The organism is Acinetobacter portensis (assembly GCF_009372215.1).
GTDB lineage: Bacteria > Pseudomonadota > Gammaproteobacteria > Pseudomonadales > Moraxellaceae > Acinetobacter > Acinetobacter portensis.
Genome location: NZ_LWRV01000110.1, coordinates 1 through 22,222, shown reverse-complemented (window position 1 = coordinate 22,222; position 22,222 = coordinate 1). Strand labels below are relative to the sequence as shown.

Here is a 22,222-nt window from a genome sequence, read left to right as displayed (position 1 = left end):
AATGTCAACAGACCCTAATGTGTTACAACCAAAAGTTTTTTTCAGGATTTGTCTTCATCTAAAAGACATGATCCATAAGGGGTATAGATATGCTGATGTATGTGATTCCACTCATCATTTTGATTGTCGTTTTACTTGTGGTCAAAAAGCGTCAAGATGCTCAAGGATCAAGTCAGCCTTCTAAAAAAGGAAACGCGAAAAATAAGGCAAAAAAAACAAGTTCAACACGTACTCATTCCAAACCTACGAAAATCGTTGAAGATGATGTTGTTGAAACCAAAAAAACACAGCCCATTTCAGCAGATACACGCAAAAAAATTGAATCTTTAATTCAAGATCGTAATTTCTTTGCAGCAGAAGCTCAAATTAACCAAGCCTTAAAACGCGATAACTCTCAACATGAACTGTACCTGTTATTGCTTGATGTTCATCTTAAACAAAAAGATGATTTTGCGATCAATCAACTACTTAGCCATTTAAATGCATTAGAACTGCATGATATTGCTCAACAAGCAGAAGCTAAAGTCAATCAGGGAAAATCATCGGCAAAAGAAAATGATTTTATCCAATTTACACCAAACCATGTAGAAGCAGTTCAAGAACCTGTAAAACCTATTGCTCCAGCTCCACTCTCGGACAATGCTTTTGATGCACTTATTAGCAAGCCAACATTTAACGCAACAGAAAATGTAAAAGCTGATATTGAAGAGACACAATTAGACTTCACACCATCTCCAATTGTAGAGACTCAAGAAATTGATGAACCCACAATAGAGACTTCAGCACTAGAGTTTAGCCCATCATTTACAGCTAAAGATATTCAACCACAAGCTGAAGTAAAATCTACTGTAGATGAAATTAAACCGCTTGATTTTTCTTTTACACTTTCAAACAATGATGACGTTATTGAAGAAAAAGTAAGCCAACAAGCTGATGTTATTGAAGAAGCTCCTCTCAAAACAAATGAATTTGATTTAGATTTTTCTACACATAAATTTAATGTAGAAGAGACAGAAAAGCCTTCTCCTATTCTAGATGAACAACCTGATTTTAGTTTTAATTTAGACACTCAACCTACGACAGACATTGGCATTACACCAACTGAAATTGAAAAAAGTTTAGATTCTACTTTTGTAGAAGAAGCCACTCCAATAGCAAATCAAGCTCCTAGCATTTCAGAAAATCAGCTTGATAACACCGATCCTTTGGTTCAATCATTCCCTTCTCTTATCGATATGAATGAAATTGAGCTAGATTTAGACTTAGCTCAAAAATATATTGAGCTAGGTGCTTATGATGCAGCTCGGGAAATTTTAGCGGACAACGAAACCGAATATTCACCTGAACAACGTCAAGTTGCAGATCAGTTACTGAATCAAATCGCATCTTAATAAAAAACGATTTACACTAAAGCAGTCATTCTTGGCTGCTTTTTTTATGATGAAAAAAATTGCTTTAATTTATATGGGCGGAACTTTCGGCTGTGTTGGCGAACCTTTAGCACCAATGCCTGCGGAAAAATTTATTCCATTATTACAACATGTACTTCCACTTCAATTAGATATTGAATGCTTTGTATCACCTGTTATTAAAGACAGTAGCGCGTGTACTGCGGAAGATTGGTTAAGGCTGACTCAATTTATTCAAGAATTACAGCAAAAACAATATCAAAATTTTGTGATTATTCACGGAACAGACACCTTGAGTTATGCCAGTGCCGTTTTAGCAAATTGCCTTGGTCATTCTGCTCATGTTGTGCTTACAGGCAGTCAATATCCTTTACTTAATGTCAAAGGCGATGACACACGTGAATTTACAGATACCATTGATAATCTTAATTTTGCTTTAGAGTCCGTTGTGAAATGTGCACAAGGTGTCTACCTCGCTTTCCATCATCGCTTAATTCACGCTCAAACAGCGTTAAAACGTCATACAACAGAATTAGATGCATTTACTGGCATTGAAGAAAATACGCCCATCTACGCGAATACAGATGCAATTCAAGTGAATGATGCGCTCATCGCTAAAGCTCAAGACTTTAATTGTGTGAGTTTAATGTGGCAACCTATTTCAGTTGATCAGCAGATTGAAAACTTAGCATTATTCTTAAAAAATCCTCCAAATGCCTTAATTTTACAAGGTTTTGGCACAGGCAATATTGTAGTGAATGAAAAACTGATACAGGTTTTACAAAACATCCAAGCGAAAAATTGTGCGGTGATTATTACTAGTCAAGTGCCATTTGGATTGCTCGATCAGCGTTATGCCGTCAGCGAGTGGATCAGTCATGCAAAGTTTTTAGTGAGTAATAGCTTAAGTCAGGCAGATCTTTATGCAAAAGCATTAAAAATGTATTTAAAATACGACGCGGTAGATCAATGGCATGACCATTGGAAAAATTAAGTGGATTTGAGGTGAATATGCAACGTTTTGCAGTCGGTATTGAGTTTTCTGGCGTTCAATATAGAGGGTGGCAAACTCAACAATCTGGCGTAGTAAGCGTGCAAGAAACTATTGAAACGGTTTTGTCTAAAATTGCCAATGAGCCGATTATGCTACACGGTGCAGGTCGAACCGATGCAGGCGTACATGCCACAAATATGGTTGCACATTTTGATACTCATGCTATTCGTCCAATTCGTGGTTGGTTAATGGGTGCAAATAGTACATTGCCCAAAGACATTTCTATCCAGTGGATTAAAGAAATGGATTCGGACTTTCATGCACGCTTCAAAGCTCAAGCACGTCGTTATCGTTATGTAATTTATAACAATCCACAACGCCCTGCGCTTTTACACAAACAAGTGACGCATGTTTTTAACCCGCTGAATGTTGAAAAAATGATGGAAGCGGCTAAAAAATTTGAAGGCACGCATAATTTTGAAAGTTTCCGAGCAGCTGCTTGCCAATCAAATCAACCTATACGTCATGTCACCCATTCAAGACTTATACGTCATGGTTGTTATTTAGTTTTAGACATTCAAGCCGATGGTTTCTTACATCATATGGTGAGAAATATTGTGGGATGCTTACTGGAAATTGGTCAAGGTATGTATGAAATTGACCATATTGATGAAATTTTTGCAGCGGAAGATCGTAAAGCAGCAGGCATTACCGCTCCGCCCGATGGCTTATATTTCATTCATGCAGATTACCCTGAACAATTTGATTTACCTAAAATGCCATTAGGACCACATTGGTTGAATATGCCGGAATAAGCTAATTATTTTTAGTGTTTAAATCCCTCCTCTTGCGAAGCTGTGCTTCTCACCTTTAAAAAGAGAGGTCCCCCTCCTTTGACAAAGGAGGGGTTGGGGTGGATTCTAAAAATATAAGGATTAACGCTGCTTTCTTTTTCGATATTCCACAGGCGTTTCATTTGTCCAACGCTTAAATGCACGATAAAACGTACTTGGCTCAGAAAAACCTGTTAAATACACAATACGTTCTACGCTTTCATTTGTACCTGCCAATAAGCGTTTTGCTAAACGACAACGATAATCTGAAAGAATTTGCTGAAAGCTCGTATTTGCTTCACTCAATTGCGTACGTAAACGACGTGGCGTGATATTCAATTGTGAAGCCACTGTTTCCAAAGTTGTTTCACCGCTTTCTAAGGTGAAACCAATCGCACGACGAACTTCACCTACTAAATCATAACGTGCAAGTTCTTGTAATTTTTCAACGGCTAACTGTTCATGTAAATGAAAAAGTTCAGGCTCTGCTTGCCACAATTGATAATCTAAAATTGCGGGATCAAAATAAAGACGTGTTTCCTTTTGCCCCAAACTTACAGGACATTCATATACCCTTAGATATTCATCATCAGATGATCCCTGACTAAAATTAAAATCGATATAAATGGGCTCGAAACGACCTTCAGTAATAAATTTAAAGAAGCGTAAAACACCGCTCATCGCACATTCAGAAAAATGTCGATTTACAATATTTTCAGCATGAGGTTGTTCGCCATTGGTTAAATAGCAACGACCATCTTCAAGAACCAAAGTTGCATGAAAAGCATCACTAATTAAACGTTGATATGCGAGTGCTCGTTTTAGACCTTCCCCAAAATTCACAGAAGAAATAAATAAATGTTCAATCACTTGCCCACGATACAGAGGTAAATTTTCACCTAAATGTAAACCAATATCTGTATCTCGGCTAACTTCTTCTGCTGCCACCCAAAAAGCATATTGCGAATTCAATGGAGTGCGGTCATTGGCATCAACTTGACTTAAAGCAACACCTGCCTTTGTCAAAATTTCATCTGTAGGCAAACCAGCACGACGAATCGCTTGGTAGCCCAATCGTAGTATTACCGATGCATCTGTTTGCTGACTCACTCAAAAACCTTCCTTGTATGTTCTTTATTTATACTTAAAACATTCAATTTAGATTAACTGTGATTGACCAAACTGACAACAGAGCAAACCATGTTTTATGAAAAAAAGTTTAAACGCATGATTCGCCTATTTGATTGACAGATGAGCATAGTTAAAGGCTTAGAACCTTGTAATATGCAAAAAAATTGACTATAATTTGCGCCTTTCCAATTTGATACTCAGGTAGGCTATGGCCAATAAAGAGGAACTCATCGAGTTCGAAGGCGTTGTCACCGAAACGCTTCCTAATACTATGTTCCGTGTACGTTTAGAAAACGGTCACGAAGTGATTGCCCACATTTCTGGTAAAATGCGTAAACACTATATTCGTATTTTAACTGGCGACAGTGTGAAAGTTGAAATGACACCTTATGATTTAACTAAGGGTCGTATCACTTACCGTGCACGTTAAGTTTTAGCGATAGCAAAAAAGTCACTGTGAAGTGGCTTTTTTATATGCCTAAAAAATGAATATTGAAAAGTGATCTTTCAAATTCTAAAAATTCAGATTCTTAAATTAAAAAACGCAGCGATTAAGCTGCGTTTTTTAATACAAATAAAATTAGTTCAATGCAGATACAACTGCTTGACCCATCTTGACTGTACCTACTTTTGTGTTGCCTTCAGACATAATATCTGCGGTACGTAAGCCTTGATCTAATACATCACCCACAGCATCTTCAATGGCTTTAGCTGCTTCCTCAGCACGGAATGTGTAACGAAGCATCATTGCAACTGAAAGAATAGTTGCTAATGGGTTCGCAATATTTTGACCTGCGATGTCTGGTGCAGAACCATGACAAGGCTCATACATCCCTTTACCATTTTCATCTAAAGATGCAGATGGCAACATACCAATAGAACCTGTCAACATCGCTGCTTCATCTGACAAAATATCGCCAAATAAGTTACCTGTTACAATCACGTCAAATTGTTTAGGTGCGCGAACCAACTGCATTGCAGCATTATCTACATACATATGAGATAAATTGATTTCAGGGTACTGCTCTTCTTTCAATGCAGTAACCGTTTGTTTCCAAAGCTCAGTCACTTCAAGTACGTTTGCTTTATCTACAGAGCACACTTTACCGCCACGTAAATTTGCCATTTCAAAAGCAACTTTAGCAATACGTTTGATTTCAGATTCAGCATAAACATCGGTATTGAAACCTTGTTTTTCGCCATTTTCTAATTCACGAATACCACGCGGTTGACCGAAGTAAATACCACCTGTTAATTCACGAACAATAAGAATATCTAAACCAGCAACAATTTCAGGCTTTAAACTAGAAGCGTCAGCTAATTGTGGATACAAAATAGCAGGACGTAAATTTGCGAATAAATTCAATTCACTACGGATTTTTAATAAACCACGTTCAGGTCGAATTGAGCGCTCAATCGTATCCCATTTAGGACCGCCTACAGCACCTAACAAAAGTGCATCTGCCTTTTTCGCTTGTTCTGCTGTTACAGCTGGGTACGGTTCGCCATGTGCGTCAATTGCAGCACCGCCTAATAAACCTTGTTCCCACGTCAAACCTAAGTTGAATTTTTCATTTACACGTGTAAGCACTTGTTCAGCCGCTTTTACGATTTCAGGACCAATGCCGTCACCCGGTAAAATCAAGATATGTTTTGACATGAGTTTTTCCATTTTTAGTATCAATCTAAAATTGATGAAGTTTAAAGTTTTTTCTCTGTAAACTCGCCAAGTCCATTTAAAACGTTGTAAGGCTTACAAAAAGTACGAATTATTTTTTTGCCTTCTTTCAGATCTACACACAAAGGCTCTGGTGGAGATACATTCAAAAGGCTGCCACTTACGAAGTTTCGCTCACGGTACATGTGAAATGTATAGTTTTGCTGTGCTTTAAAGCGATGTATGACATGTAACTTTTCCGCTCGATCTTTAGTCACAGGATAAAAACGAATGACCACTTCATGTTGCTGTGCAGGTACAGACAAATAAAGTGAATTCGATTCTTTCGAAGCAGTATCTAAACGTACAACTCCTTGCTTTAGTGCATCACGATCAATTCGATGATTGTCTTCATTTACAACTTGAATTTCATCTAAACGTTCAAATTCGCAAACATCAACACCTGAACAATAGAGCTTCGCATTAGATTGCGTACTTGATGTTTCCTTAATCTTTTTTAATCGAGCAGTATCTAAGCTTTGGCATGCCGATAAAGAAATAACAGCACCGCACAACAAAATAATTTGACCCAAAGATTTCGTCATCATTTAAACCTAGCCCAAGAATGTCAAATTCATAATAAGAGTAATTATGATTTGATGTTATCAAGAGTTAGAGCTCTAATCTATGACTAAATATCTTGTGAATTAGCCATTAATGTCATTAAAAACCCAAGGGCGTGATTGTTTTGTCTTTTCTTCAAAAGCACGAATATCATCAGATGCTTGTAAAGTTAAGCCAATATCATCTAAACCATTCAATAAACAATGTTTACGGAATGGATCAACCTCGAACTTAAAGCTTTCACCCTTTGGCGTACGCACTTCTTGAGCTTCCAAGTCGATAGTTAATTGATAACCTTCAGTCTCAAAGCATTCTTTAAATAATTGATCTACAATCTCTTCAGACAAGATCACCGGCAACATGCCGTTTTTAAAGCTGTTATTAAAGAAGATGTCTGCATAGCTTGGCGCAATCACGGTACGGAAACCGTATTCTTCCAATGCCCACGGCGCATGTTCACGACTTGAACCACAACCGAAGTTGGCACGTGAAATCAAGATTGAAGCACCTTGATAACGTGCTTGATTCAAAGAAAAATCAGGATTTTTAGGACGTTTAGAGTTATCTAAGCCTAAATAACCTTCATCTAAATAACGTAATTCATCAAATAAATTTTCACCAAAACCAGTACGTTTGATCGATTTCAAAAACTGTTTTGGGATGATTAAATCTGTATCAACATTGGCACGGTCTAATGGTGCAACGATACCCTGTTCAACGGTATATTTTTTCATGGTTATTTCTCACTGAATCCGTAACCTCTCCCTAGCCCTCTCCTAAAATGAGAGGGAACTCCTTCTCTTGCGCCATGATATGGCTCAGGGAGAAGGTTGGGATGAGGGAATAATCTTAGAAACTACGTACGTCAACAAAATGACCCGCGATTGCCGCAGCGGCAGCCATTGCAGGACTGACTAAATGGGTACGACCACCATTACCTTGACGACCTTCGAAGTTACGGTTAGATGTCGATGCACAATGCTCACCCGGTTGTAATTTGTCAGCATTCATTGCCAAACACATTGAACAACCCGGTTCACGCCATTCAAAGCCTGCTTCAACCAAAATTTTATCTAAACCTTCAGCTTCTGCTTGTGCTTTCACCAAACCAGAACCCGGTACTACCATCGCTTGTTTAATCGATGCCGCAACTTTTTTGCCTTTCGCAACTTCAGCTGCCGCACGAATATCTTCAATACGAGAGTTTGTGCAAGAGCCAATAAATACACGGTCTAATTGAATATCAGCCAATGCTTGACCGCCATTTAAGCCCATATAGTTATAAGCACGCGTCCAGTCATTGCGTTGAACTTCATCTTTCGCTTGTTCTAAAGTTGGAACCGCTTGGGAAACAGGTATCACCATTTCAGGTGAAGTACCCCAAGATACTTGTGGCTCAATCTCTTCACCCTGTAATACAACTACTGTGTCGAAATGCGCATCTTCATCAGAATGTAAAGTATTCCAATATGCAACTGCCGCATCCCACTGCTCGCCTTTCGGTGCATAAGGACGGTTTTTCACGTATTCAATGGTTTTGTCATCAACAGCAACCATACCAACACGTGCACCACCTTCGATTGCCATGTTGCATACCGTCATACGACCTTCAATCGACATATCACGGAATACTTGACCACCAAATTCAATCGCGTGACCCGTACCACCAGCGGTACCAATTTTACCAATAATTGCTAAAACAACATCTTTTGATGTCACGCCTTGACCCAATTTACCGTCAACACGTACCAACATATTTTTCATTTTCTTTTGAACTAAGCATTGCGTTGCCAATACATGTTCAACTTCTGAAGTACCAATACCATGTGCCAAGCAACCAAATGCACCATGTGTTGCAGTGTGAGAATCACCACATACAACGGTCATACCCGGCAAAGTTAAACCTTGTTCAGGCCCAACAACATGTGCAATCCCTTGGCGTACATCATTAATATCAAACTGAACAACATTAAAAGTTTTGCAATTATCATCTAAAGTTTGAACTTGAATACGCGATGTATCATCTTCAATACCTGCAATACCTTCTGAACGTTCTTTTTTAGAGGTTGGAACGTTATGGTCTGGTGTTGCTATATTTGCGCTTAAACGCCAAGGTTTACGACCTGCAAGTTGCAAGCCTTCAAATGCTTGTGGAGACGTTACTTCATGTAATAAATGACGATCGATATAAAGTAAAGCTGAACCATCATCGCGTTGTTTTACTAAGTGGTCATCCCACAATTTATCGTACAATGTCTTTGCTTTTTGAATGTCGCCTGCCATGTCGATTGACTCCACTGGACTGGGTATATTTTTGAATTAGTTCGATTATAGCCTGCATATAATATAAATCTAATTTATCATTTTTATTAGTTCAAAAACTTTTTGGAATGCTAAATTTAATTTTAGACCTACAATATAATCACGCTTTTAATCCGCATTAAATATAAGCAGATAATGCTATTTATTTACAATATGGAAGATGACTATATTTTTAAAAAATAAAAACCAAACCTTTGTTTTAATAAGTTATTTTCCAATTCTAAAATGCAGTAAGTTATTGATTATCTGCAAACTTAACTTTATCTTGATCATCTATTAAAAATATCTTTAGATGAGTATACTCATCGCAGAAAATTATTTTATATAGCCTCTAAATTTACACCTAAAAATTGTATTTTTATTGAGGCCAATGACAGGACATTTATGAAAGCGTATTTAGACCTACTACAACATATCCTAGACAACGGTGGCGACAAAGGCGATCGCACGGGTACAGGTACACGTTCTGTATTCGGTCATCAAATGCGTTTTGACCTTTCTAAAGGCTTTCCGCTTTTAACCACTAAAAAAGTTCACTTCCGTTCAATTGTAATTGAATTACTTTGGTTTTTAAAAGGCGATACAAACGTTAAGTATTTGCAAGACAACAAAGTTTCTATTTGGGATGAATGGTCTACGGCAGAACAAACTGCACGTTTTGGTCGTCCTGAAGGTGAACTTGGCCCTGTTTATGGTCATCAATGGCGTAACTTTGGTGGTACAAAAAAAGAAAATGGCTTATACGAGCAAGATGGTTTCGACCAAATTAAATGGCTTGTGAATGAAATTAAAACCAATCCAAATTCACGTCGTTTAATTGTGTCAGGTTGGAACCCGAATGAAGCTGGAAATGTTGCACTTCCACCTTGTCATACATTGTTCCAATTTTTTGTACAAAACGGAAAATTGTCGTGTCAGCTGTATCAACGTAGTGCAGATGTTTTTCTAGGCGTACCTTTTAACATTGCAAGCTATGCTCTTCTTACACACATGATTGCGCAAGTTTGCGATTTAGATGTAGGTGATTTTGTTTGGACAGGCGGTGATACGCATTTATATGCCAATCATTTTGAACAGACTCAACTTCAGTTAAGCCGCGAACCCTTGCCTTTATGCCAATTAAAACTTAACCCTGAAATTAAAGATATTTTTGACTTTAAATTTGAAGATATTGAGATTATTGGTTATGAATCACATCCTGGTATTAAAGCACCTGTAGCGGTTTAGTATTTTAAGCCAAAACAGCACCTCTAAAATCGAGCAATGCTTTAACAACTCTTTAGCTATTTAATTTTCTATTTTAAAGTTACAATAATAAAATCCTGCTTTAAAACGCAGGATTTTATTATTTTACTTAATTAAATGGCTTGGGTTTTAGGTTATGACTTTCCGAAGTTTTGAAGTTGTACATGTGGTTGCAATGGACAACCAAAGGTGTATTGGTAAGGATAACGATCTGCCTTGGCATTTACCTGCTGATTTAAAACACTTCAAAGAAATTACCCAAGGTGGCGTAATTATCTTAGGTCGGAAAAACTTTGATTCGATAGGCAGAGCGCTACCTAAAAGAGTAAATTGGGTTATAACACGAAATCCTGATTGGAAATTTGATGGTGTCAAGGTAGCTCACTCAATCGATGAAGCTCTTGAAAAATCAATTGAAGATGTAGCAAACTCTGAAAAACCAAATACTATTTTTATTATTGGTGGTGGTGAAATATTCAAACAAACCATTCACTATACGGATCGTTTAGAATTAACCCATATTAACTTAGATGTTAAAGGTGATATTTTTTATCCAGAAATTCCAGATTCATTTATGAAAACTGCCTCTGAAAAACATATTGACGACAAAACAGGGATTGCTTTTGAGTTCGCAACTTACCGAAAATAAAGTAATTATCTTTTAAAAAATAACAATTATGCAAAATATCGGTAGAAAGGAATTCTTCGCTGCTTTGGGAATCGGATTCATCCATTCCCTTTTTAGTCTCTTTGTCATTCTTTCATCTGTTTGGCCATGTTTAGCCATTTGGTTTCAAGAACCATTTGGCTGGCTCATCAGTAGAATTCTTATTGGAATTTGGATTGCATTTGCACTTAGTGTTTTAGGCATTTATGCAACACAGCATTTTTTTAGCCGTGGAAAAGACATCCTACTTTATTGCTTTATGTTTTTATGTGGCTTGTTTTGGTACTTCAGCATACCCGCTTTGGCAGATAGAGAATGGAATCCTGAAGTTGCAAAAACACTAAAATTTGAACAACACGGCGATATTGTTACGCTTAAAAATGTTCGAAATTTCAATTGGCGCACAGAACAAGATTACGATGAAAAATGGGAAACTCGCACTGTAAATTTGAATGAAATTTCAGGTGTGAATGTGATTACATCGTATTGGATGGGACCTCAGATTGCCCATACACTTGTGAGTTTCGATTTTAAAAATAGTGCGCCACTGACTTTTTCTATTGAAATTCGAAAAGAAAAAAATGAAGAATTTTCTACGCTTGGTGGTTTTTTTAGAAAGTTTGAACTTAGCTTAATTGCTGCAGATGAAAAAGATATTATTTACACGCGTAGTAATGTACGAGGTGAACAAGTTTACTTTTTTCCTGTTCAAATGCCAAAAGCCGAAATGCGAGCTTTATTCGAAGAATACTTAAAAAAATCTGCAGACTTAGAAAAGCAGCCCAAATGGTATAACACCCTCACCAGTAACTGCACGACACTTGTTTTTGATATGGTGCAATCTGTTTCAAATCATCAATTACCTGTTGATTATCGTTTGCTTGCTTCTGGCTATCTACCTAATTATTTATATGATTTACGCGCACTTGATCAGAATTGGTCGATGAAAACATGGTATGAAAGAGCGCATGTAAATCCCAAAGTACAAAATATGCATGAATTAACGAGTGAAAAATATTCAAAAATTATTCGTAATCACCTTTCAACACCATATCTACAAACAGATTAAACAAGAAGCCTATAAATCTGAAAGATTTGTATACAAATAATTTCATAAGTTTCTAATTTTTTTAGCTATATTAGTTAAATCCACTCATAAGGAAATTTATAAAATGTTGAAAAAATTCTTAGCAGTTTCACTTCTAGGTTCAACATTGGCTTTCGTTGGTTGCCAATCATTACCGCAACTACCAGGGACGACTGCGAACCTCAATCAACTACAAAATAAAACTTGGGTTGCAACTAAAATTGGTAATTCAACCATTATCACAAATCCATCAGAACGTAATATCGCAAGCTTACAATTTGACGAAGCAACAAAACGTGTAACAGGTTCAGATGGTTGTAACCGTTTAATGGGTTCATTCGATGCTGGTAAACACTCAATTTCTTTCAGCCAAGTTGCATCTACACGCATGGCTTGTATGAACAATGCAAATATCGATCAGTTATTCAATAAAGCTTTAACACAAGTAACCCACTACAAAGTAGAAGGTAAAGTATTACAGCTTCTTGATAACCAAGGTAATTCTGTAATTGAGTTTGAAAGCGCAATTCAACCGCGTTAATCAAATTTAAAAAAGAGCCTACTTTTATGTAGGCTTTTTTTGTATCTATTTATATGAAGAATATTGTAATTGTATAAATTCCCCCCATATATTGAGCCATATATAAATATTTAGGATCATTTCATGCAACAAGCATTATTGGGTGGTGGCTGCTTTTGGTGTACAGAAGCTGTTTTCTTACAACTGAAAGGCGTTACGCACATTACCAGTGGTTATGCAGGTGGTCACACAACACATCCAAGCTATGATGATATTTGCCGTGGCGACACCAATCATGCAGAAGTTATTTTAATTGACTTCGATGAAACTCAAATTTCATATGAACAATTACTAAATGTGTTTTTTGCAATTCATGATCCAACAACCTTAAACCGCCAAGGAAATGATATTGGCACACAATATCGCTCTGTCATTTATTATTTTAATGATGAACAAAAACAACAAGCTGAAAGTTTAATTGAACAACTCGAACAAGATGATTTAGCAATTGTCACTGAAGTCAGTTTAGCACCTCAATTCTTCCCTGCTGAAGAATATCATCAGAATTATTTTGCAAAGAATCCAACACAGGGTTACTGCAATTTTTCAATTCCACCCAAACTTTTAAAACTTCGTAGTAAATTCACAGAATTACTCAAATAAGATTGATTAGGATTTATCAAAAACCTAAGCAATAAAAAAGGACTGCTCAACAGTCCTTTTTTATTTGTTTCAATATTGAAGAATTAAGCTTTTACTTCAGTATTCCAAACATAATCTTGAGCTTGACCTTTTAAAGTCATTTTTAAGCAATCACCTTTTGCCAATGCAGAAACACCTGCTGGCGTACCTGTCATTACCACATCACCAGGTTCTAAAGTAAACACTTGGCTAATGTCTGAAAGCAAATAACCAATATCAAAAATTAAAAAAGATGTATCACCTTTTTGACGTAGCTCATCATTAATATGTAGCGTGTAATGCACATCATCCCAATCTTTAACTTCTGATGCATCAACCCAATCTGCAAGAATGCATGAACCATCAAAAGCTTTTGCACGTTCCCAAGGCTGACCTTTCTTTTTCAAGTCATCTTGTAAATCACGCAAAGTTAAATCTAAACCTAAAGTAATCGCACCAATTGCTTCCAAAGCTTTTTTCGGATCTGTTTCTGCTTTTAAAGTACGATCAATACGTAAAGTCAGCTCACATTCGTGATGGCAATTGCCCCAATCAGGATTCCATGAAATACCATCTTCTAGCGAAGTTAAACTGCTTGGCGGCTTAATAAACAAAACTGGGCGATCAGGAATTGCATTTCCTAATTCTCTCGCATGATCTGCATAGCTACGACCGACACACACAATTTTAGATGGACGTGTACTCATGATGTTCCCTTTCTATCACTGAAATTAAATTATTTTTTAAATGTATTTTCGAAAATGGTTCTGTCTGCTGAATCATTAATGGCACGCTTTGGCACAATAATGACTGTTTTATTTTTTAATTCAAGCATATAAGTGAGTTTACCAATCGCAAAATTTTGCACATCTGCATAATTTACAACGGCTTTACGACCATTTGCATAAAGATCTGCATAATCTTGGAATAAATCCAAACCTTGTTCGCTTTTACCAAACTGATATTTCACAAATTGACGCTTAAACATCATCGGTAAAAACCAATAGCGCATAAATAATTGTAAAAGTAAAAACACAGCGCCTAAAGCAACGTAATAACATCCTACACCTTCAAAACCTAAATAGAAACCCCAAATAACAATACCAAGGCTGACTGCAGGCGTAATAAAACGGGTAAATTGTTTTTTACCAAAAGTCGCAAGTGCGAAACCATCTTGCGATTCTTCTAAATTTAAAAAATAACGTACAGACAAAGTAGGCTTAGTTTCAGACATCTATGCATCATCAATATTCTATAAAGTAAGCTAAATATTACACTAGAAAAAGAGCTTCTTCTGTTTTTATACGCTAAAACAATGATGTTATTTGGTGATATGTTTTTCTAACACGACTAACGCTAAATTTCAGGCACAAAAAAACCGCACTAAATGCGGTTTCTTTCTATTTTACATCTTGATGATGATCAAGTTGGTGCGCTCAGAGAGATTCGAACTCCCGACCCCTTAGTTCGTAGCCAAGTGCTCTATCCAGCTGAGCTATGAGCGCGACGTCTTGATGGGAGGCATTATACGTGATAATTCAGATATGTTAAGTATTATTTTATAATTTAGCTTTCAAGTGTTTAGTTATTATTCAACATTCAATTTTATGGATAATCCTTCAGCACATTCAAACTTTTAAACCATAAATTCATTTAAATAAGCGATGAGTTTTGACATTTTCACATGAAAATTACAGACACAAAAAAACCGCAACATGTGCGGTTCTTTATTTTAAACACTTGCAATAATGTTTAAGTTGGTGCGCTCAGAGAGATTCGAACTCCCGACCCCTTAGTTCGTAGCCAAGTGCTCTATCCAGCTGAGCTATGAGCGCGTACCTGAGTGTCTTTCGACTTCGTTCACGATTAACTTGATTGGTGCGCTCAGAGAGATTCGAACTCCCGACCCCTTAGTTCGTAGCCAAGTGCTCTATCCAGCTGAGCTATGAGCGCATTACAAGTTATTCGTTGGCGGTGAGAGAGGGATTCGAACCCTCGATACAGTTACCCGTATGCATCCTTAGCAGGGATGTGGTTTCAGCCACTCACCCATCTCACCGTAACGAGGCGCCATAATACAAATTAAACGTAGATACTGCAAGCCTAGTCTTTATATATTTTGCATATTTTCGATCAATTAAATACTTTTTAAACAATTTAAGCTTTATTTTGCTACTTTTGATCAATTTTCATCTCTTTTTTGTTTTTATGATGGTATTCGTTTTAGAAAAAATGATTGAATACACATTATTGTCATCAATTACGTGCAGTATTTTGTTGCATGACTTATGCTAAACCTATTCTTCTCACTTGAAGTCACAGATATTATGAAAAATTGGGTCGATCCTGAAGCGAAAGCTGAAGCTGAACGTTATGAAAATCCCATTCCAAGCCGTACTCTTATTTTAGAGACTATTGAAAAGCAAGCTGCACCACTCTCTCATGCAGATTTGGTTGAACACTTTAAGATTGTAGATCAAAAAAGTATTGACGCGTTGAGTCATCGTCTAATCGCAATGGTGCGTGATGGTCAACTCATGAAAGATGGGTTTAAATTCCAAATTGCCGAAGAACAGCCAGTTTACGAAGCGACTGTTTATATCAATTCTAAGGGTATGGGTAACGCCAACATCTCAGGTCATGACGATATGTTATTGCCTGAACGCGAACTTCGTCTTGTATTTAATGGTGATCGCGTTAAAGTACGCCAAACCTCTGTAGATCGTAAAGGTAAGCCTTGGGGTTTTATTACAGAAGTTGTTCAGCATCGTGTTAAACAAATTATTGGTAAATTGGCTATTCATGAAGGTGAATACTTTATTCAACCTGCAAATCCCAATGCACATCAGCCTATTACCTTAGAAAAAGAACTGATTGAACATGCCAAAGTCAATGTTGGCGATTCTCTTCGTGTTGAACTTGATACCTACCCAACACGTGAAGAATTTGCCACAGGTCATATTGTTCAATCTATGGCAGATAAAGCAGATACGGAAATTATTATTCCGCAAACTATTTTAGAATTTGGTTTGCCTTACGAATTTCCTGCTGAAGTGGTTAAAGATGCGGAAAGCTTCAAAGAACCTTCCGCACAAGATTGTGAAGGTCGTATCGACTTACGTGATTTACCATTAGTGACTATTGATGGTGAAGATGCGCGTGACTTCGATGATGCAGTATTCGCTGAGAAACGTTCAGGTGGTGGTTACCGTGTTGTTGTTGCCATTGCCGATGTAAGCCATTACGTTCGCACAGATAAGCCTTTAGATAACGAAGCACAAGATCGTGGTACATCGGTATACTTCCCTCACTTTGTATTACCAATGCTCCCTGAAGCACTTTCAAATGGATTATGTTCTTTAAATCCAGATGTTGATCGTTTATGCATGGTGTGTGATTTAAAACTATCACGTGCAGGTCGAGTAACAGGATACGAGTTCTATCCATCTGTCATGCATTCAAAAGCACGCTTAACCTATGACCAAGTTGCACAATACTTTGATGGCGACAGCAATGCAATTACCGAAAATCGTGATGTTCGTAAATCTTTAAATACATTGTTCCAGTTGTATCAAGTGCTAAAAGGCTTACGTGCTGAACGTCATGCAATGGAATTTGAAACCGTCGAAACATATATGACTTTCGATGAGCTTGGTGGTATTACTCAAATCTTGCCACGTAGCCGTAACGATGCGCATAAACTCATTGAAGAATGTATGTTACTTGCGAACGTTGCAGCAGCAGAATATTCATTGAAAAATGAAATTCCAATGCTTTACCGTATTCATGAGCCACCTGAGTTTTCACGCATTCAAAAAGTTCGAGACTTTGTAAAGCTATTAGGTTTGCAATTCCCAGAACAACCTACGCAAGCAGATTATCAAGCTGTTATTGAAGCAACCAAAGACCGTATTGATGCACCAAGCATTCATGCCGTACTTTTACGCTCAATGATGCAAGCTTACTATGGTCCAAACAATGCAGGTCACTTCGGCTTGGCATACGATGCATACACGCATTTCACATCGCCAATTCGTCGTTATCCAGATTTGTTGCTTCATAGAGCAATCAAAGCACACTTAAAACAAAAGCCATCTCCGCTTTCTGGTGGTGCTTTAGAAGAAGCAGGAACACATTTCTCTGCAACTGAACGTCGTGCAGATGAAGCATCTCGCTCTGTAACCACTTGGTTGAAATGCCATTATATGCATCAGCATTTAGGTGAAGAGTTTGTCGGTACGATTTCAGCTGTTGCTGAATTTGGGCTATTTGTTACCTTAAAAGATCTTTATGTCGATGGCATGATTCATGTCAGCCAATTGGGCGATGACTTCTTTGTGTTCGATCAAGCAAGTCAAAGTTTAGTCGGGCAAGGTCGTGGTCAGACCTTTAGCTTAGGTGATGAAGTCAAAATTAAAGTTGCATCAGTAAACTTAGAAGATCGTAAGATTGATTTTGAATTGCTTCAACAGTTGACACATGCAGGTCGTACGGTTCGCAGTCGTGCACCAAGAGTTGCGACCAAAGCACCTGCTCAAAACAAAGAGCAAGTATTTGGTGAACGCCCTAAAGCTCAAGTCAGTGAAGATGGTGAAAAACCACTTCGTAAGAAAAAAGCTAAACCTGCGTCTTACACAAAACCAAGTAAGAAATCTGCTGAGAAAATAGAAAAAGCCAAGGCTAAGAAAAAAGCCAAAGCAAAAAAGAAAAAATCTAATGCGAAAGTAAAAATAGATTAATTCTTAAAAATGAAAAAGAGCGCTTAGGCGCTCTTTTTTTATCTAAAAAATTTTTATCTGATCATTTCAAATCATACTTTAAAATGATTAATTCAGCGAAAGCTCATAATTCTTCTTGATTTATCCCTCTACAGCCCTTACATCTACATTAACTTAGAAATTTATGGCGTATTGCAATGACATTAGAAAAGGCAACTTTGCCAGTACCACAATTCGATCAAATTACACTTGAATCATTAAAACAAAATATTGAACACGCGATTCAACAAGGACAATCTTTTCTCAAAGAACTTAAAGATGTCCCTCAATCACATGAAGAGCAATTAAAAATACTCGAGCAAGTCGATACGCTAGAAAACAATATGAGCGAAGCTTGGGGCGTTTTATCTCATCTAAATGCAGTCATGAACAACGCAGAAACACGCGAAGTCTATCAAGCGCTCCTTCCTGCTTTAAGTGAATATTACACAGAGCTTGGTCAACACACGGTGCTTTATCAAAGCTATCAACACGTACATGATTCTGCCGAATTTTCGAAACTTTCAGAAGCACAGCAAAGCGCAATTAAACTTGCACTTCGTGACTTTAAACTTTCAGGTGTGGCTTTAGAAGGCGAAGCGAAAAAACGTTATGCAGAAATTTCTGCACGTTTATCACAACTATCATCTGACTTTTCAAACCATGTGTTAGACGCAACGCAAGCTTATTTCAAAGTACTTTCTGAAGATCAACTCAAAGGCTTGCCACAAAGTAGCATCGAGCTATTAAAACAATATGGTCAACAACGCGAACTTGATCAAGCTGTCGCAACTTTAGATATTCCATCTTATCTTGCGATTATGACTTATGCCGAAAACCGTGAATTACGTGCAGAGCTTTATAAAGCCTATACAACACGTGCATCGGAAATGAGTGATCACCCTGAATTTGACAATACAGCAACAATGGAAGAAATTTTAAGCTTACGTCAAGAAATGGCACAACTTCTTGGTTTCCAAAATTATGCAGAACTTTCATTGGCTAGCAAAATGGCGCCAGATGTTGAAACTGTAGATAAATTCCTTGTTGATTTAGCCGAACATGCTCGCGCACCTGCTGAAAAAGAAATTGCAGAATTAAAAGCTATTGCATCTGAAGATGGTATTTCAGATTTAGAACCTTGGGACACCACGTACTATTCAGAAAAGCTCAAAGTTCAACAATTTAATCTTTCACAAGAAGCACTCAAACCCTACTTCCCTGCACCTAAAATTCTGCAAGGCTTATTCAGTATTGTGAACCGCCTTTACGGTATTAACATTGTAGAACGCCAAGCACCTGTTTGGCATGAAGATGCTCGCTATTTCGAACTAGAAGATCAAGGCAAAGTTATAGGTGGCTTCTATTTCGATTTATATGCACGTAGTGGAAAACGTGGCGGTGCATGGATGAGTGGATTCCGTTCACGCATGCAAACCGCAAATGGCTTACAAAATCCAATCTGCTACATGGTATGTAACTTTACTCCACCTGTTGGCAATCAACCTGCGCTATTAACGCATGATGAGGTGATTACTTTATTCCATGAGTTTGGTCACGGCTTACATCATATGTTAACTGAAGTAGATAACATTGCTGTTGCAGGCACACACGGTGTTGCATGGGATGCGGTAGAACTTCCTAGCCAATTTATGGAATTCTGGGCTTGGGATCATGAAAGTTTAGATCTATTAAGCGAACATATCGAAACCAAAGAAACATTATCTAAAGAACTTTTAAAAGCACTGTTAGATGCACGTTTCTTCCAATCGGGTATGCAAACCTTACGTCAAATTGAATTCGCTTTATTTGACTTGAATATTCATAAAGCCAACCCTGCTTTAAATGCGACAAACATCCAGGCAACAATGGATGATATTCGCCATAAATACTCTGTTGCGCCAACGACACCTTATAACCGCTTCCAACACGGTTTTAGCCATATTTTTGCAGGTGGTTATGCAGCAGGATATTACTCATATAAATGGGCAGAAGTCTTAGCAAGCGATGCGTTTGATCGTTTTGAAAATGATGGTATTTTCAACACAGAAACAGGCAAACAGTTTAGAAAGTTTATTCTAGCAGTTGGCGGAAAAGATCAAGCACTTGATGCATTTATCAATTTCCGCAAACGTGAGCCGAAAATTGATGCATTATTACGTCATCAGGGTTGGACGAAAGCCTAGTAAAATCTTAAACTACCTGTCTTAGTTTTAATTTTAGGTAAGTATGATGACTATTAAGCGTCGTTTCATCGCTGGTGCAAAATGCCCAAAATGTCAGACCTTAGACCGTGTTGTCATGCTTACTTCAGGTGAAAATGAGTGGATTGAATGTATTGATTGTGGTTATAGCGAGAACCGTCCGACTCATATCGATGAGCCAGAAGCCCCTGCTATTCCAGATGATATTGGGGTAATACAATTCAAACCACGTCAAAAATAATGATAGGATTAATGATATGGCAATAAGAGAAAGAAATAATCCAAAACTTTTATGGGGAATTATTGGTTTTCTCATTCTAATTATTGCTGTAATTTTTGCATATTTGAACTTTTCATCGACTGAAGATGAAAGCAAATTGAATACTGAAACACCTGCATCAGAAGCTGTTGTAGCAAGTGAACCTGATCTTCCTGCAAGTGACGTCATTCCAACAGAAGCAAATACTTCTGCTTTAATTTCAGATAAAATTCTTCAAGAAGCTGTTCCTAAAAATGCATCTTTAGCCAAAGAAGAAGTCGCTAAACTCAGCGATATTCAAAGCCAATTGAAAAACCAAGAAAAAATACTCAAAGAACAGCATTCCGATGTCGATCAACTCATCGAACTTAAAGAAGAGCAAATTAAACTACTCGAAGCTCAGCTCGCTGAATCGCAATAAAATTTCATTTTTACATAATTCGGTTAGAATGATGAAAACTCATCCTAGCCGTTTTTCATGACCCCTATTTCTTCCAAGCAAAACCTTCTCAAAGCCATTCTTTGCTTAACTTGCTCAGCTCTGCTTTTTTCACTGATGGGTGTATGTATCCGATATGCATCTCATACAGTAGATAATGCCACAGTGGTATTTTTTAGAAATATTGTGGGTCTATGCATTTTCATACCATTCATCATGAAATACGGCACTGCATTTTTTAAAACAGAAAAACTTTGGATGCATACGTGGCGCTCAGTGGTTGGGCTAATGGCAATGTATGGTTTTTTCTATGCAATTGCACATCTCAAACTTTCAAATGCAATGGTGTTCTCCTACTCCTCACCTATTTTCATTCCGCTTATTGCATGGTTATTTTTAAAAGAAAAAGTCACCAAACCCATGATTTTTGCAGCAACTATCGGGCTATTTGGCGTACTTTTCGTTGCAAAACCCGATTCAGGCTTACTTAATTTACTCTCTGTTATTGGGCTTGTTTCAAGCTTTCTTGCAGCTATGGCATTTGTAACTGTGCGTGCACTCACTGCAACAGAGCCACCCGAACGCATCGTGTTTTATTTTTGTTTCTTTGGAACAATTATTTCATCTATTCCCATGTTTTTTGTTTGGCGACCATACACCTATACAGAGCTAGGTTATTTAATTTGCGCAGGAATTTTGGCAAACATTAGTCAAATCTTTATGTCTAATGCTTATAAACTTGCGCCTGCAGGTCAAATTGATCCAGTCAATTATATTGCAATTATTTTTGCAGGAATTTGGGGATATTTGTTTTGGCACGAATTACCAGACATGTATAGCATCATTGGCTTTGCACTTATTTTATCTGCAATTTTATTATGTAGCCCAATATTGCAAAGGAAGCTAAAAAACTCTTCAAGATAAAACACAATATTCTTAGAAAAATTTAGATAAAAAAAAGTAGCACTGCGACGGTTCTGCACATGCTACTTATAAACTGATGACCCAAATGGGCTATTCCTTGAAAACAATTGAGAAATAAATAAAAATTCGAATTCTTTATTTATTTTGATCTCATAACATTAATGTATATGGAAATAAAAAATATTGTATGAAAATTGTCTAACAATGCTTAACTTTTCATCGTTTTTACATGACTTTTATTTCAAAATCGCTAATTTTTTTAAATTCTTCCACTCATCACGATCTAATTGATCAAACCAGACAACCAAAGGTTTTTGTTCAGATTTCTTTAAGTAAACAGCAATATATAATTGATGATTTAAAATACGTTGAAGTTCAACTCTATATATTTTTTCATTATTATTATATTTTAAACTCCACACATCTTCATCTAAATATGCAAAATATTCAATAGACTTCCGTCATAAAT

22 protein-coding genes and 4 tRNA genes are annotated in these 22,222 nt (G+C 37.2%); 14 read left to right on the top strand and 12 right to left on the bottom strand.

Annotated elements, in window-relative coordinates:
- Positions 1–89: 89 nt before the first annotated feature.
- The 3 genes from A6M14_RS13395 to truA are packed head-to-tail and all read left to right on the top strand — an operon-like array spanning position 90 to position 3,218.
- Positions 90–1,391, top strand: a complete 1,302-nt coding sequence (locus tag A6M14_RS13395; RefSeq protein WP_152875729.1) for a fimbrial protein FimV — start codon at positions 90–92, stop codon at positions 1,389–1,391.
- Between the two features lie 46 nt (positions 1,392–1,437).
- Positions 1,438–2,403: an asparaginase gene (locus A6M14_RS13390; protein ID WP_152875734.1), complete on the top strand. Its 966-nt coding sequence runs from the start codon at positions 1,438–1,440 to the stop codon at positions 2,401–2,403.
- Between the two features lie 17 nt (positions 2,404–2,420).
- Complete coding sequence (truA, locus tag A6M14_RS13385; protein ID WP_152875728.1) at positions 2,421–3,218, top strand: tRNA pseudouridine(38-40) synthase TruA; 798 nt, start codon at positions 2,421–2,423, stop codon at positions 3,216–3,218.
- Positions 3,219–3,338: 120 nt separating this feature from the next.
- On the opposite strand, the gene A6M14_RS13380 is transcribed toward truA, so the two are convergent.
- The gene (locus A6M14_RS13380) at positions 3,339–4,346 is read right to left on the bottom strand and encodes an AraC family transcriptional regulator (protein WP_163121415.1); all 1,008 of its coding nucleotides are present in this window, start codon (positions 4,344–4,346) and stop codon (positions 3,339–3,341) included.
- Between the two features lie 229 nt (positions 4,347–4,575).
- Here A6M14_RS13380 and infA point away from each other — a divergent pair, with 229 nt between their 5' ends.
- Positions 4,576–4,797 (top strand): translation initiation factor IF-1, encoded by a 222-nt coding sequence (gene infA, locus A6M14_RS13375; protein ID WP_001284370.1) that lies wholly within the window; start codon positions 4,576–4,578, stop codon positions 4,795–4,797.
- Positions 4,798–4,947: 150 nt separating this feature from the next.
- On the opposite strand, the gene leuB is transcribed toward infA, so the two are convergent.
- The 4 genes from leuB to leuC form a co-directional block, all read right to left on the bottom strand.
- Positions 4,948–6,027 carry a 3-isopropylmalate dehydrogenase gene (gene leuB, locus A6M14_RS13370; protein ID WP_152875726.1) on the bottom strand — a complete coding sequence of 360 codons (1,080 nt, stop codon included), beginning with the start codon at positions 6,025–6,027 and terminating at the stop codon, positions 4,948–4,950.
- Between the two features lie 41 nt (positions 6,028–6,068).
- Positions 6,069–6,629, bottom strand: a complete 561-nt coding sequence (locus A6M14_RS13365; protein WP_152875732.1) for a hypothetical protein — start codon at positions 6,627–6,629, stop codon at positions 6,069–6,071.
- 102 nt (positions 6,630–6,731) lie between these two features.
- On the bottom strand, positions 6,732–7,382 hold the full coding sequence (gene leuD / locus A6M14_RS13360; protein ID WP_152875724.1) for a 3-isopropylmalate dehydratase small subunit: 651 nt from the start codon (positions 7,380–7,382) through the stop codon (positions 6,732–6,734).
- Positions 7,383–7,497: 115 nt separating this feature from the next.
- Complete coding sequence (gene leuC / locus A6M14_RS13355; protein ID WP_152875723.1) at positions 7,498–8,931, bottom strand: 3-isopropylmalate dehydratase large subunit; 1,434 nt, start codon at positions 8,929–8,931, stop codon at positions 7,498–7,500.
- A 423-nt stretch (positions 8,932–9,354) separates the two neighbouring features.
- Between leuC and thyA the strand changes: the two genes are divergently transcribed.
- The 5 genes from thyA (at position 9,355) to msrA (ending at position 13,152) form a co-directional block, all read left to right on the top strand.
- Complete coding sequence (gene thyA / locus A6M14_RS13350) at positions 9,355–10,197, top strand: thymidylate synthase (RefSeq protein WP_152875721.1); 843 nt, start codon at positions 9,355–9,357, stop codon at positions 10,195–10,197.
- A 154-nt stretch (positions 10,198–10,351) separates the two neighbouring features.
- On the top strand, positions 10,352–10,864 hold the full coding sequence (locus A6M14_RS13345) for a dihydrofolate reductase (RefSeq protein ID WP_152875719.1): 513 nt from the start codon (positions 10,352–10,354) through the stop codon (positions 10,862–10,864).
- 28 nt (positions 10,865–10,892) lie between these two features.
- Positions 10,893–11,951 (top strand): Lnb N-terminal periplasmic domain-containing protein, encoded by a 1,059-nt coding sequence (locus tag A6M14_RS13340; protein WP_152875717.1) that lies wholly within the window; start codon positions 10,893–10,895, stop codon positions 11,949–11,951.
- A gap of 103 nt (positions 11,952–12,054) precedes the next feature.
- Positions 12,055–12,510: an META domain-containing protein gene (locus tag A6M14_RS13335; RefSeq protein ID WP_152875715.1), complete on the top strand. Its 456-nt coding sequence runs from the start codon at positions 12,055–12,057 to the stop codon at positions 12,508–12,510.
- 123 nt (positions 12,511–12,633) lie between these two features.
- Complete coding sequence (gene msrA / locus A6M14_RS13330; protein ID WP_152875713.1) at positions 12,634–13,152, top strand: peptide-methionine (S)-S-oxide reductase MsrA; 519 nt, start codon at positions 12,634–12,636, stop codon at positions 13,150–13,152.
- Between the two features lie 83 nt (positions 13,153–13,235).
- Here msrA and A6M14_RS13325 read toward each other — a convergent pair whose 3' ends face one another.
- From A6M14_RS13325 to A6M14_RS13300, 6 genes are all read right to left on the bottom strand, one after another.
- Positions 13,236–13,877, bottom strand: coding sequence for a fumarylacetoacetate hydrolase family protein (locus A6M14_RS13325; protein ID WP_152875711.1), 642 nt, complete (start codon positions 13,875–13,877; stop codon positions 13,236–13,238).
- Between the two features lie 29 nt (positions 13,878–13,906).
- Complete coding sequence (locus tag A6M14_RS13320) at positions 13,907–14,404, bottom strand: hypothetical protein (RefSeq protein WP_152875709.1); 498 nt, start codon at positions 14,402–14,404, stop codon at positions 13,907–13,909.
- A 194-nt stretch (positions 14,405–14,598) separates the two neighbouring features.
- Positions 14,599–14,675 (bottom strand) — tRNA-Arg (locus A6M14_RS13315).
- Positions 14,676–14,928: 253 nt separating this feature from the next.
- Positions 14,929–15,005, bottom strand: a tRNA-Arg gene (locus A6M14_RS13310).
- Between the two features lie 41 nt (positions 15,006–15,046).
- A tRNA-Arg gene (locus A6M14_RS13305) sits at positions 15,047–15,123 on the bottom strand.
- A 16-nt stretch (positions 15,124–15,139) separates the two neighbouring features.
- Positions 15,140–15,229: transfer RNA gene (locus A6M14_RS13300), tRNA-Ser, on the bottom strand.
- A gap of 265 nt (positions 15,230–15,494) precedes the next feature.
- Here A6M14_RS13300 and rnr point away from each other — a divergent pair.
- The 5 genes from rnr (at position 15,495) to A6M14_RS13275 (ending at position 21,753) form a co-directional block, all read left to right on the top strand.
- Complete coding sequence (gene rnr / locus A6M14_RS13295; RefSeq protein WP_188110917.1) at positions 15,495–17,909, top strand: ribonuclease R; 2,415 nt, start codon at positions 15,495–15,497, stop codon at positions 17,907–17,909.
- Positions 17,910–18,085: 176 nt separating this feature from the next.
- Entirely contained in the window at positions 18,086–20,113 is a 2,028-nt protein-coding gene (locus A6M14_RS13290; protein ID WP_152875707.1) for a M3 family metallopeptidase, read from the top strand.
- A 52-nt stretch (positions 20,114–20,165) separates the two neighbouring features.
- The gene (locus A6M14_RS13285) at positions 20,166–20,372 is read left to right on the top strand and encodes a YheV family putative zinc ribbon protein (RefSeq protein ID WP_188110916.1); all 207 of its coding nucleotides are present in this window, start codon (positions 20,166–20,168) and stop codon (positions 20,370–20,372) included.
- A 16-nt stretch (positions 20,373–20,388) separates the two neighbouring features.
- Positions 20,389–20,811, top strand: a complete 423-nt coding sequence (locus A6M14_RS13280) for a hypothetical protein (RefSeq protein WP_152875703.1) — start codon at positions 20,389–20,391, stop codon at positions 20,809–20,811.
- A gap of 57 nt (positions 20,812–20,868) precedes the next feature.
- Complete coding sequence (locus A6M14_RS13275; RefSeq protein ID WP_152875702.1) at positions 20,869–21,753, top strand: DMT family transporter; 885 nt, start codon at positions 20,869–20,871, stop codon at positions 21,751–21,753.
- Positions 21,754–21,989: 236 nt separating this feature from the next.
- Here A6M14_RS13275 and A6M14_RS13270 read toward each other — a convergent pair whose 3' ends face one another.
- Positions 21,990–22,175 (bottom strand): hypothetical protein, encoded by a 186-nt coding sequence (locus A6M14_RS13270; protein ID WP_152875701.1) that lies wholly within the window; start codon positions 22,173–22,175, stop codon positions 21,990–21,992.
- Between the last annotated feature and the right edge of the window lie 47 nt (positions 22,176–22,222).